Origin of the sequence: Thalassovita mangrovi, assembly GCF_009857745.1 — a bacterium.
Lineage (GTDB): Bacteria > Pseudomonadota > Alphaproteobacteria > Rhodobacterales > Rhodobacteraceae > Thalassobius > Thalassobius mangrovi.
Map to the genome: position 1 here is coordinate 1 of NZ_WWEN01000009.1, position 12,580 is coordinate 12,580.

The 12,580-nt window shown below is 64.2% G+C and carries 12 protein-coding genes; 2 read left to right on the forward strand and 10 right to left on the reverse strand.

What is annotated here, in order from left to right; translation table 11 throughout:
• Positions 1-154: 154 nt before the first annotated feature.
• From GR167_RS16860 to GR167_RS16870, 3 genes are all read right to left on the reverse strand, one after another.
• On the reverse strand, positions 155-814 hold the full coding sequence (locus GR167_RS16860; RefSeq protein WP_160974900.1) for an ABC transporter ATP-binding protein: 660 nt from the start codon (positions 812-814) through the stop codon (positions 155-157).
• A 186-nt stretch (positions 815-1,000) separates the two neighbouring features.
• On the reverse strand, positions 1,001-2,248 hold the full coding sequence (locus tag GR167_RS16865; protein ID WP_160974901.1) for a Na+/H+ antiporter NhaA: 1,248 nt from the start codon (positions 2,246-2,248) through the stop codon (positions 1,001-1,003).
• A gap of 158 nt (positions 2,249-2,406) precedes the next feature.
• Positions 2,407-3,018, reverse strand: coding sequence for a uracil-DNA glycosylase family protein (locus GR167_RS16870; RefSeq protein WP_160974902.1), 612 nt, complete (start codon positions 3,016-3,018; stop codon positions 2,407-2,409).
• A gap of 94 nt (positions 3,019-3,112) precedes the next feature.
• Between GR167_RS16870 and GR167_RS16875 the strand changes: the two genes are divergently transcribed.
• On the forward strand, positions 3,113-3,904 hold the full coding sequence (locus GR167_RS16875; protein ID WP_160974903.1) for an enhanced serine sensitivity protein SseB C-terminal domain-containing protein: 792 nt from the start codon (positions 3,113-3,115) through the stop codon (positions 3,902-3,904).
• Between the two features lie 316 nt (positions 3,905-4,220).
• Here the strand turns inward: GR167_RS16875 and GR167_RS16880 are convergent, their stop codons facing one another.
• From GR167_RS16880 to GR167_RS16910, 7 genes are all read right to left on the reverse strand, one after another.
• A complete protein-coding gene (locus GR167_RS16880; protein ID WP_160974904.1) occupies positions 4,221-4,772 on the reverse strand; it encodes a hypothetical protein in 552 nt (183 codons plus the stop codon).
• A gap of 257 nt (positions 4,773-5,029) precedes the next feature.
• Positions 5,030-5,962, reverse strand: coding sequence for a 2-hydroxyacid dehydrogenase (locus GR167_RS16885; RefSeq protein ID WP_160974905.1), 933 nt, complete (start codon positions 5,960-5,962; stop codon positions 5,030-5,032).
• A 3-nt stretch (positions 5,963-5,965) separates the two neighbouring features.
• Positions 5,966-7,105, reverse strand: coding sequence for a rod shape-determining protein RodA (gene rodA, locus GR167_RS16890; protein WP_160974906.1), 1,140 nt, complete (start codon positions 7,103-7,105; stop codon positions 5,966-5,968).
• On the reverse strand, positions 7,102-9,045 hold the full coding sequence (mrdA, locus tag GR167_RS16895) for a penicillin-binding protein 2 (protein ID WP_160974907.1): 1,944 nt from the start codon (positions 9,043-9,045) through the stop codon (positions 7,102-7,104). The genes rodA and mrdA overlap by 4 nt, the downstream gene beginning before the upstream one ends.
• Positions 9,042-9,581: a rod shape-determining protein MreD gene (locus GR167_RS16900; RefSeq protein ID WP_160974908.1), complete on the reverse strand. Its 540-nt coding sequence runs from the start codon at positions 9,579-9,581 to the stop codon at positions 9,042-9,044. The genes mrdA and GR167_RS16900 overlap by 4 nt, the downstream gene beginning before the upstream one ends.
• Entirely contained in the window at positions 9,574-10,494 is a 921-nt protein-coding gene (mreC, locus tag GR167_RS16905; protein WP_160974909.1) for a rod shape-determining protein MreC, read from the reverse strand. Before mreC ends, GR167_RS16900 begins: the two co-directional genes overlap by 8 nt.
• Positions 10,495-10,525: 31 nt before the next feature.
• Positions 10,526-11,572: a rod shape-determining protein gene (locus GR167_RS16910; protein WP_160974910.1), complete on the reverse strand. Its 1,047-nt coding sequence runs from the start codon at positions 11,570-11,572 to the stop codon at positions 10,526-10,528.
• 212 nt (positions 11,573-11,784) lie between these two features.
• Here GR167_RS16910 and GR167_RS16915 point away from each other — a divergent pair, with 212 nt between their 5' ends.
• Positions 11,785-12,570, forward strand: a complete 786-nt coding sequence (locus GR167_RS16915; protein ID WP_160974911.1) for a 23S rRNA (adenine(2030)-N(6))-methyltransferase RlmJ — start codon at positions 11,785-11,787, stop codon at positions 12,568-12,570.
• Positions 12,571-12,580 lie beyond the last annotated feature (10 nt).

A 12,580-nucleotide genomic window follows, 5' to 3' on the forward strand; every position in this document is an offset into this window, starting at 1 on the left:
GGCGGCCTGCGAGCGGGACCGGACCTCGGACAGGTAGCTGCGGGTCGGCTGGCCGGGGGCGGCGGGGCGCGGCGCGGCCTCGGCCTGCGCGGCCTGCTGGCGCGGTTCAGCCGAAGCGGCTGCCGGGTTCGTGCTGCGCCGGATGCGGAATTTCTTAGCCTTGGGTTTCGTAGTCATAGAGCTGTTTCGCCTCTTCCAAGGTGTCAAACATATGCAGCTGGCCATTCATCAGAACGGCGGCCGAACGGGCAAATTTTTCCAGCGTTGCGGGCTGGTGCGAAACGATCACGACCGTGGTGGTACGCAGCCTTTCGCGCAGGATGTCACCGGCCTTGCGGTTGAATTCCACGTCGGTCGATCCGGGCATGCCTTCGTCGATCAGGTAGATGTCGAAATCCAGCGCCAGCAGCAGCGCGAAGGAAAACCGCGCCTTCATCCCCGAACTGTAGGTGCCGAGCGGCTGGTCGAAATATTCGCCCAACCCGCACAGCCAGCGGCAGAAGGCTTCGACATAATCGGGGTCGAGCCCGTAGAGCCGGGCGATGTAGCGGCTGTTTTCCATCGCCGAATGCTTGTTGATGACGCCGCCCATGAAACCCAGCGGGAAAGACACCCGGCAGCTGCGGCGGATCGCGCCTTCGTCGGGCTTTTCGAGCCCGGCCATCATGTTGATCAAAGTGGTCTTGCCGGTGCCGTTCGGTGCCAGAATGCCAAGCGACTGTCCCAGTTCCACGCGGAAAGACACGCGATCAAGGATCACCTTGTGCTGTGTTCCGGTCCAGAAGGACTTGCTGACATTCTCGAATTCGAGCATCGCGCCCCGACTCTCCTCTTTGTCTCCCCGCCTGCCTTGGTTTCGAATCTTCGTTACTTGTTCGTTAACGGCGGGACAGCGTTTTAACTATAGATATGCCACGGGGGTGAAGGCAAAATTAAGGCCAAATGTAGAAAAACCGGCACCATTTGGTGCCGGTTTTCCCGAATTGTTTCCGCTTTCGCGTCAGAGCTCTTGCTTGGTCACCCGGCACGCCTTGCCCGCGATCACCGAAATGATGGCAGCGGCGAAGCTGAACAGGGCGCCCATTTTCGCCGCATCCTGGACCGGCCCGCCGGGGAAGGCGACCGAGGCCACGAACAGCGACACGGTGAAGCCGATCGCGGCGACGCAGCCGATCACCAGCAGGTCGATCGTGCGCATCCCCTGCGGCAGGCCCAGCCGCAGCACATGTGCGCCGATGATGCCGAAGATCATGATGCCGATGGGTTTGCCGATCAGCAGCCCGCCCAGCACCAGCCAGGTCGGTTCGGAAATCGACGAAAACTCCACCCCGGCATTGAGCAGGCCGAAGAAGAACAGGATGATTTCGACCGGGTGCTTCAGCGCGTGTTCGATATGGTTCAGCAGGTCGGTCAGGTATTGTTCCGCCTCGCTGAAGATGCCGAAAGCGCGGTCGGCATGCGGGATGGTCGGTACGATCGGCAGCAGGCCAAGCGCGGGGTGAATGCCCGCTTCCTGGAACCCGTACCAGCTGGCGCAGCCGGCGATCAGATAGGGCCAGAAGCTCACTTTCGTGCGCATCCAGGTCGAAGTCGGGCGGTCCTGGTTGCCGCGGTCCAGATAGCGGGGCAGCCAGTTGGCCAGCACGAAGACCGTGACGGCCGCGCCCAGCGACAGCAGCAGCCATTCCGGCGCCAGATCGCCCGAGGGATAGAAGATCGCCAGGATGATCAGCCCGGCCGCGTCGTCGGCAATCGCCAGCAGCAGCAGGAACCGCACCGCCGGGTGACCGGCGCCGAAGACCAGTCGGCCGACGAGATAGGAAAAGGCGATATCGGTGGCGGTCGGGATCGCCCAGCCGTTTTGCACATCGGTATAGGTGTCGGGCCAGATGAAGAAGGCCAGCCCCAGATAGACCGCGATCGGGCCCATCATGCCGCCGGCGGTGGCGAACAGCGGCGTCGCCGCCTTCTTGCCGCGCAGCGATCCGTTTTTCAACACGATCGCTTCCCAGACTTCCTTGGCCGCGATGGCGAAGAAGAAGGCCATCAGCACGTCATTGATCAGGTAATGCAGCGTCAGCGTCCGGTGGCCGTCATGCAGGCTGCCGATCGGGGCATCCTTCCAAAGCTCGAGATGGACGAGAGCGTGATAGCTGTGGGGATCGATATTGGCCCAGATCAGGGCGGTGATCGCGCCGAAGATGAGTAGCAGCGAGTAATTGGTCAGAAAGTTCCAGACGCGATACATGTGCTCTCCATATCCTTGGCCGTGATTTCGCGCGAGAATTAGGCCATTTACGCCGGGTGAGCAAGCTGTCGCGCCGCGAAATCGGCGCAATATCCGCTTTGTGAAGAAACATTTCCTGCCTGCGCGGGCCGTGACGGCCGGGGGCGGCGGTCCAGAACTTAGGTATTGCCCCGCCCGTCGGAAGGTTCCGGCGCCATCACCGCGCCGACCGCGCGTTTCAGTTCGGGCAGCAATTCGTCCTCGAACCAGGGGTTCCGGCGCAGCCATGCGGTGTTGCGCCAGGACGGGTGCGGCAGCACGAAGACGCCGGGCGCATAGGCGCGCCAGTTGCGCACCGTTTCGGTCAGCGAGGTCTTTACCCGCAGGTGATTGCGATGGGCATAGGCGCCGACAAGGATGCGGATTTGCAGCTCGGGCAGCGCCGACATCACCTTGTCCTGCCAGGTCTGGGCGCAGATGGGGGGCGGCGGCAGGTCGGCGCGCTTGGCACTGTAGCCGGGGAAACAGAAGGCCGCGGGCACACAGGCCACCCGGTCGAGATCGTAGAACTCCTCGGAAGTCACCCCCATCCAGTCGCGCAGCCGGTCGCCGGAGCGGTCGAAGAACGGCTTGCCCGCTTCATGCACCCGCATCCCCGGCGCCTGCCCGGCGATCAGCACCCGCGCCGAGGGCCGGAACCACGGCACCGGGCGCGGCGCGTGCCGGGTCGCCGTCGCGGCGAACCGGTCGGCACACAGGCGGCAGGCGGCGATTTCGCGGGCCAGCGTCATGCGGTTTCCTTGTGTCTGCGGCCATTCGTGGCGCGGTTGGGGCTTGCCCATAGATGGGGGCGGGGGTACCGACAGGCAACCCGGAGGGAAAGCGATGAGCGATCTGACTGCACTGGATGCCGCCCATGCGGCGATGGAAGCCGACGAGGCCAACGCGGCCGCGCGGCTGCGGTTTTACGAACGGCTGGCCGATAGCGAGTTGTTCCTGCTTCTGAGCGAGGAACCGGTGGATGAAAACGTGTCGCCGGAACTCTTTGAGCTGTCCGATCACGCCTTCGTGCTGGTGTTCGACCGCGAAGACCGGCTGGCGCAATTCGTCGGCCGCCCGGCACCTTACGCGGCGCTGTCGGGGCGGGTGATCGCCGGGCTGCTGGACGGGCAGGGCATCGGGCTGGGCGTCAACCTCGAAGTCGCGCCCTCGTCGATCCTGATCCCGCCCGAGGCGGTGACCTGGCTGTCCGAAACGCTGGGCCACGCGCCCGACGAGGCCGAGGCGCGGATCGAGGAAATCGGCCGCCCCGCCGGCTTGCCCGAGGCGCTTCTCGAAGCGCTGGACAGCAAACTGGTCACCGCGACCGGACTGGCGCATTCGGCCTACCTAGCGGCGGCGACCTACGAGGGCGGCGCGCGCAATCACCTGCTGGCCTTCGTCGATGCGGTGCCGGGCGCCGAGGACGCGCTGGCCAAAGCGGTGTCCGAGGCGCTGACCTTTTCGGGGATCGAGGCCGGGGCGCTCGACGTCAGTTTCGTGCGCGCCAGCGATCCGCTGGCGGCCAAGCTGGCGCAATGGGGCCTGCGCTTCGACCTGCCGCAGCCCGAAGAGGTGCAGGAACTGGGCCGCGCGGCCCCCGGATCGGACCCGGACAAGCCGCCGATCCTGCGCTGAGCGCGAGGTGGAGGGTCAGACGACTTTGGCCTTCACGTCAAGAATGGACCCGAAGATGACGGGATGAGGTTGCGGGAAATGTCCGCACTGAGCCATTGCTGGCCAATTCTGCCTGGTGCTCGAATGACCGCTCGGCCAGGGCGGTCAAAAAAAAGTTGTCAAAACCAGACCGGATTTTGCCAAGGGTTTGTGGCACAAGAAGATCTAGCGATTTCGGCCGCTACGGCGAACCGATCAACAACGACCGTTTTTAACAGGGAGGTTTTGTCTAGGTTTTATGACCTAGACTTCGGAAATGACCCCTTCGATCGCTGGGCTATGCCATTTCGAATCCGACGCCTCTGGCCTTGCCGCGAATTGGAAAATACAAAGCTGCAAATTCCGCACGGTGCCGGATACTTGGTTCATCGGACCGAAGACGTGCCGCGATTTTGTTGCTGAAGCCTTCTGTTTCGATCATTGGAATCAGGCGGCACATGTCGCGGAAGTTTCTCAGCGCATTCGTGTCGATCCGCTTCAATATCAACTCTTGGATCAGAATCTTTTCGGTTTCAGAGAGGTCGAGCTTTTTGATCCGCCGCAACAAGCGTTCCAAGATATAGCCAGACCTAAAAAAATATGGGTCGGATTTCACATAGCTGAAAGTGAACGCGCGCAACTCGCCATCATTTCCAATATCCTCAGTCATGCACCTCTCAACGAGATAATCGACCTCAGATTTGTGCTCACGGAAACGCTTCGCTGCAAGTTCCCAATCGCGCCGTGCATGCTTTGACTGATCGCTACGCCCGAATGCTTCCCGTACCTCAGCATGGAGCCGGTTCACCTCTGTTTCGTGCTGCTTTATTAGGTGGTGATACTCGTTCATGCAGCAACCTTAGCGCGATAATCGCTGCGGGCACCAGCCCTGTATACCGATAGCTAATCTTGCCAAAACCCATACGTTTCTGTCGCCGGCGAAAATGACCGTTTCTGACCAGTCGTACGAAAGCGAACGACTGATTTGTCCCGCACAGCCGACAATGGGCCTGAAATGCCTGACTTGGCCCATTGGCAGGATTCAGAAAATGTGGCTGATCAAGACAACGGTTCGTTATACTCCCCATCGCCGCAACTTGTGGCGCCTCAATAGCCCAGGTCGCGGTCCACCAGGTGCAGGAAGGGTTCCCCCGCCTCGCCGCGGCGGATGTTTTCGGCGATCACTTCCGAGGCGGTGTCGGGCCGGGTTTCCGAGGCGATATGCGGGGTCACCGTGACGCTGGGATGACCCCAGTAACGGTGATCGGCGGGCAGCGGTTCGACCCGGAACACGTCCAGCGTCGCATGGCCGATCTGCCCGGTGCCAAGCGCGTTCAGCAGCGCCTCGTCGTCGATCAGCTGGCCGCGGCCGGGATTGATCACCACCGCGCCTTCGGGCATCCAGCCGATGCTTTCGGCGTTCAGCACGTTTTCGGTGGCGGCGGTGAAGGGCAACAGCAGCACCAGGATGTCGGCCTTTTTCAGCGCTTGTTTCAGGCCTTCGTCGCCGTGATGGCAGGTGATGCCGTCGATCTGTTTCGGGCTGCGGCTCCAGCCGCTGACCGGGAAACCCAAACCCGCCAAGGCTTCAGCGCAGGCACTGCCCAGCTCGCCCAGCCCCAGGATCGTCACCCGCCGGTCGCGCGCCAGGGGCGGCACCTTGGGCAGCCAGTCGCCGTCCTGATGGTGCAGGTAGAAATCGATATACAGGTGGTGGCGCAGCACATGGCCGGTCACCCATTCCATCATGCCCTGTTTCAGACCGAAATCGACCATCCGCGCCAGCGGGATCTTCAGCGTTTCGTTGCCGGTGATCGCCTCGACCCCGGCCCAGAGGTTCAGCACCGCCTTGGCGCGGGTATAGGGGGTGAAATCCTGCAGCCAGCTCGACGGCGCGTAGACGATGTAATCGACCTCCTCGGGGGGCATGTCGCGCGACAGCACGGCGTCGACCCCGACCGCCCTGATCGCCTGTTCCAGCGGGTCCTTGTAGATTTCCCACTGGGCTTCGTTATGGGCGAACAGGACGTTGACGGTCATCTTTTACCTCGGCTTGTGAATATGCGCGCTCTGAACCAACCCGAAAGCGGCCAGAAGCACAAGCATCGCCGAGCCGCCATAGCTGACCAGCGGCAGCGGCACCCCCACCACCGGCGCCATTCCCATCACCATCGACATGTTGACCGCGAAGAACAGGAAGAAGGTCACCGCGATGCCCAGCGTCAGCAGCGACGAGAACCGGTCCTTGTTCGACAGCGCCGAGGAAATGCAGAAGACGATGATCAGCAGGTACAGCGACAGCAGCGAAAACGCGCCCAGGAAGCCGAATTCCTCGGCCAGGGTGGTGAAGATGAAATCGGTGTGTTTTTCGGGCAGGAAGTTCAGCCGCGACTGCGTCCCCTGCATGAATCCGCGCCCGGCCCAGCCGCCCGACCCGAGCGCGATCTTCGACTGGGTGATGTGATACCCCGCCCCCAATGGGTCGCTGGACGGGTCGAGGAAGGTGTCGATCCGGCGATACTGGTAATCCTTCAGGAGTTGCCAGGCGGTGCCGCGCGACTGGAACACGGCGGTGACCAATCCCACCCCCATGGCGATCACCGCGGCGAAGTATCCCCAATGCACCCCGGCAAAGAACATCATCGACGCGCCTGCGAAGACCAGCAGAAGCGCGGTGCCCAGATCGGGCTGTTTCAGCACCAGGAAGGTGGGCAGCAGGATCAGGATCACCGGCACCGCGACCCAGATCGGCCGCGACACACGCTTCAAGGGCAGCCAGTCATAATAGGCCGCCAGCAGCATCACCAGCGTGATCTTGGCCAGTTCCGACGGCTGCAGCCGCATGAAGCCCAGGTCGATCCAGCGCTGCGCGCCCATGCCGACGGTGCCGAACAGTTCCACCACCAGCAGCAGCAACAGCGATCCCAGATAGGCGACCCCGGCCATGTTGCGCCAGAACCAGATCGGCACCATGCCGATCATCACCATCACCACCATGCCCAGGGCAAAGCGTTTCATCTGCGGTTCGGCCCAGGGCGTGAAGGACCCGCCCGCCACAGAATAGAGCATCAGGAAGCCGAAGCTCGCCACCGCCGTCAGCAGCAGCGCCAGCGGCCAGTTCAGGTACAGCAGCTTGCGCAGCCCGCTGGGGACGCTCTTGACGGTATATTCAAGATAGCTCACGCGCGGTCCTCCCCGTTGCCGGGGACATCGCGGCGTTCGCGCTTCAGCCGTTCCTGCTGCGCCTTGACCTTGGACCGGTCGGCGGTGGGATAGGCTTCGAGCGGCGGATCGCCGTCATAAAGCGCCTGCAGCGTGACGTCGCGCGCGATCGGGGCCGCCGCGGTGGACCCGCCGCCGCCATGTTCCACCACCACCGCCACCGCGTATTTCGGATTGCGGTAGGGGGCGAAGTTCACGAACAAGGCGTGGTCGCGCCGTTCCCAGGGCAGGTCTTCGTTGCGGGTTACCCCGCGGGCGCGTTCGGCGGCGGTGATGTTGCGGACCTGGCTGGTGCCGGTCTTGCCCGCCATGCGGAAGGCGTCTTCGATGATGCGGCTTCGATAGGCGGTGCCGCGGCGGTTGTTGGACACTTCGTACATCGCCTTGCGCACGGCGCGCAGTAGCCCGGCGTCGACATCCAGAACCTCGCCGCCGCGAATGGGCTGTTCGATCCCGTCGATGGTCTTGATCAGCCGCGGTTCCACCGCGCGGCCGGTGGCGATCCGGGCGCTCATCACCGCCAGCTGCAGCGGCGAGGCCAGAACGAACCCCTGGCCGATGGCGGCGTTGGCGGTGTCGCCGATCAGCCATTGCTGATCGTAGGTTTCCTGTTTCCACGCCTTGGTCGGCGCCCGGCCCCGCGCCACCGCCGACATCGGGATGTCGAAGCGCTGGCCCAGCCCCAGCTTTTCGGCCATGGCGGAAATCTTGTCGATCCCGACCTTCATCGCGACGTCGTAATAATAGACGTCGCAGCTTTCGCGCAGCGAGGTTTCCATATCGACATGGCCGTGACCGGCGCGTTTCCAGCAGTGGAAGCGGCGGTTGGCGATCTCGATATGGCCGGGGCAATAAACGGTTTCTTCCGGCGTCACCACGCCCGCATCCAGCGCCGCCAGCGCGGTGACCATCTTGAAGGTCGACCCGGGCGGGTAGAGCCCCTGCACCGTCTTGTTGGCCAGCGGGCGATAGGGGTTTTCGGTCAGTTCCTTGTAATCGGCGACCGAAATGCCGCGCACGAACAGGTTCGGATCGAACGACGGCGCCGAGGCGGAGGCCAGGATATCGCCCGACTCGCAATCCAGCACCACCACCGCGGCGCTTTCCTGGCCCAGCCGGGCCTGGATATAGCTCTGCAGCCGGTGATCGAGGGTCAGCTGCAGGTTGGTGCCGGGCTGGCCTTCGCGGCGGCTGAGTTCGCGCATTTCGCGGCCTGCCGCGTTGACCTCGACCCGCTTGGCGCCGGCCTTGCCGCGCAGCTGGTCTTCCAGCTTGGCCTCGATCCCGACCTTGCCGATCTGGAACCGGGGGATGCGCAGCAACTGGTCGGGGTCTTCCATCTTGGACAGATCGTAATCCGACACCGGGCCGACATAGCCGGTGACATGGGCGAAATCCGGACCCAGCGGGTAATGCCGCGACAGACCGACCTCGGGGGTGATGCCGGGCAGGGCCGGGGCGTTGACCGCGACGCGGCTGATCGCTTCCCAACTCACACGGTCGGCGACGGTCACCGGCAGGAAGGGCGCGCTGCGCTTCATCTCGGCCAGCGCGCGGTTGAGCTCTTCTTCGTCCAGTTCGACCAGCGCCGACAGGCGGCGGATCACCTCGTCCACGTCGCCGGCATCTTCGCGCACCATTGTCAGCCGGTAGCTGGGTTCGTTCTTGGCGATGACCGCACCCTGTCGGTCGAAGATTTCGCCGCGCGCCGGGGCGATCAGCCGGATATTGATCCGGTTCTCTTCCGCCAGCAGGCGGAATTCGTCGGCCTGATCGACCTGCAGATAGCGCATGCGCAGCGCCAGCAAGCCGCCGAAACCGATCTGAGCGCCGCCCAGCAGCAGGGCGCGGCGGCTGATCTTGCGCGAACTGTCGGCGCTTTCCCGGGTCGAGCGTTTCATAGCCCGTTCCTCAGTGCTTCGGCGTCATTGGCGGCGATCCGGCGCACCCCGAAGATCGAATGCGACAGCACCGCGACCAGGGGATAGGCGATGATCGTCATGATCAACTGGATCAGGGTCAGCCCCATCGGGCTTTGCGGGATCAGCAGCACCGCCAGCACCATGCGGTTGCCCAGCATCACCAGGATCATCATCACCGACACGGTCAGCCATTCCACCGGGAAGGTCTGATCGCGCAGGGCGCGCGAACGCCGCTTCAGCGCCTCGACGGCGAGCAGGCTCAGCGCTGCCAGCAATCCGGGCGGGCGCTGGAACAGCAGATCGCCCAGCAGGAAGACGGCGGCGACCAGGAAGGCGGGCAGGTAATCGGGGCGGCGCACCGCCCAGGCGAAGGTGATCAGGATCAACAGGTCCGGCCCGGTCCAGCGACGCGGCATGGTTTCCAGCGGCAACAGCTGGAAGAAGATGATCGCCAGCGCCAGCACCAGATAGGCTAGCCGCATCCCCCATCGCCGTGTGGTCAGCGCCTCACTCATCACCGGCCCCTTCCTGCGCGCCGGTCTCGGCCGCGGCCGCGGCCAGGGGCGCGCCTTCGGGGATGATCAGGGCGCCGGTTTCGGTGATCGCCTCGGTTCCCGGGTTGCGCAGCACGCGCAGGAATTCCAGCCGCTCGTAGTCGGCGGCCAGCCGCACGCGCATCCGCCCGTCCGGGTCCTGCGCCGCCTGGCCCACCAGGATGCCCGACGGGAACACCCCGCCATCGCCCGACGACACCACCCGGTCGCCCGGGCGCACCAGGTCGGGGTCCTCAAGGAAGGTGATCGGCGGCGCGGCGGTGTTGTCGCCCATGATCATCGCCTGCTGGCCCGAGGGCTGGATCACCACCGGGATGCGGCTTGACGTATCGGTCAGCAGGATCACCCGCGAGGTGTTCTGCCCGACGCCGGAAACCCTTCCGACCAGCCCGATCCCGTCCATCGTGGCCCAGCCATCGACGATACCATCGCGCGCGCCCACGTTCAGCAGCACCGATTGCCGGAACGGCGATCCGCTGTCGGCCATCACCACGCCGGTGACGTAGGTCAGCCGCGGGTCCAGCCGCACGTTGTTGAGGTCCAAAAGCCGGGCGTTTTCCTGTTCCAGCTGCAAAGCGGCCTCTTTCCAGGCCTTCATCTGCTGCAATTCACGGCGCAATTCGCGGTTCTGGTCGACGATGCGCTGATAGGACTGGAAATCGCGGATCAGGTTCACCGTGCCCGTCACGGGCGCCATCGCCCAGTCGAAGTTGGGCACCACCTTGTCGACCACCTGGGCGCGGAACCGTTCCACCCGCGGGCTGTCGATGCGCCAGACCAGGAAGATGCCGATCAGGCACAGAACCGCCAGCCCCGTCAGCAACCGCTTCAGGGGGCCGAGGTAATCTTCGCCCTGTGATCTGTCTTTCGCCAAGCTTTCCCCTCTTCAGGAAAAGGTGGGGGCGTCAGCTGTCGTAGTCAATCGCGTGACGCAGTTGCTTTTCGTATTCCAGCGCCTTGCCGGTGCCGAGGGCCACGCAGTTCAGGCTCTCGTCCGCGATCGACACCGAAAGGCCGGTCGATTCACGCAGCGCCAGGTCGAGATCGCCCAGCAACGCGCCGCCGCCGGTCAGCATCACGCCCCGGTCGACGATATCGGCGGCCAGGTCCGGCGGGGTGGCTTCCAGCGCGGTCATCACCGCTTCGCAAATCTGCTGCACCGGTTCGGACAGCGCCTCGGCCACCTGGGCTTGGCTGATTTCGGTTTCCTTCGGCACGCCGTTCAGAAGGTCGCGGCCGCGGATCTGCATCGACGCGCCGCGCCCGTCATCGGGCATCCGGGCGGTGCCGATGGTGGTCTTGATCCGCTCGGCGGTGCTTTCACCGACCAGCAGGTTCTGGTTGCGGCGCAGGTAGTTGATGATCGCCTCGTCCATCCGGTCGCCACCGACGCGGACCGAACGGGCGTAAACGATGTCGCCCAGCGACAGAACCGCAACCTCGGTGGTGCCGCCGCCGATATCGACGACCATCGACCCGGTCGGATCGGTGATCGGCATGCCGGCGCCGATCGCGGCGGCGATCGGTTCGGCGATCAGCCCGGCGCGGCGGGCGCCTGCGGACAGGACCGACTGGCGGATCGCGCGCTTTTCAACCGGGGTTGCGCCATGCGGCACGCAGACGATGATTTTCGGCTTCGAGAAGGTCGAGCGCTTATGCACCTTGCGGATGAAGTGCTTGATCATTTCCTCGGCGACGTCGAAATCGGCGATCACGCCGTCGCGCATCGGGCGGATCGCTTCGATCGATCCGGGCGTCCGGCCCAGCATCAGCTTGGCGTCCTCGCCCACGGCCAGCACCTTCTTCACACCATCCTTGACGTGATAGGCCACCACCGACGGTTCGCTGAGGATCACGCCCCGGCCTTTGACGTAAACCAGCGTGTTTGCCGTGCCCAGGTCGATCGCCATGTCTGACGAAAACAGGCCCGGCAGTTTGTCGATGAATGCCATTCAGATGCTGCCCTTCGGTATTTATCCCCTCAGTGCTTCCGCGATTCTGCGAGCCGGAAGCAGATGCTCTTATACGGGCAGGGGGACAAATGGAAAAGGCCGACGGGGGTCAAATCAGCGCCTTTTTGCCAAGCCTGCCCGGTTTGCGGTCAAAGCCCGATTGCCTTGCCCCCGTGTGAGGCCTTATCAGCAGCGCAAAGGAAGGTCCCGGAATGCTGTCCTATCAACATATCTATCATGCCGGAAATTTGGCGGATGTGCAGAAACACGCGCTGCTGGCGCGGATGCTGCGCTACATGACGGCGAAGGACAAGCCGCTGAGCTATTTCGAAACCCATGCCGGGCGCGGGCTTTATGCGCTGGACGCGGCCGAGGCGGTGAAAACCGGCGAGGCGGCGGCGGGGATTGACGCGGTGGAAGCCTTGGGCTGGTTCGGCGCGGATCATCCCTATGCGGAAGCATTGGCGAAGGTGCGGGCGGCGCATGGCGCGCGCTCCTATCCGGGATCGCCCTTGCTGGCGGCGCAGCTGCTCAGGCCGCAGGACCGGATCACCCTGGCCGAATTGCACCCGCGCGAATTCGAGGCGCTGGAACGGGCGATGCAGGGCACCGGCGCGCGTTGCCTGAAGCAGGACGGGTTCAAGATGCTGATGGCGCAGACCCCGCCCGAGCCGCGCCGCGGGCTGGTGCTGATCGATCCCAGCTACGAGATGAAAAGCGATTACGACGCGCTGCCCGGTTTCATCGCCAAGCTGCACCGCAAATGGAACGTCGGCGTGATCGCGCTGTGGTATCCGATCCTGACCGGCGGGGCGCATCAGCCGATGCTGGCGGCGCTGGAGGCGAAGGACCTGCCTGGCGCGCTGCGTCACGAGGTGCATTTCGGCCCGGCGCGCGAAGGGCACCGGATGATCGGGTCGGGCATGTTCGTGGTCAACACGCCCTTTGGCACGCAGGACGAGGCCGACAGGCTGAGCGCGCTGTTCGACACGCTTTAAAGCGGCGGGG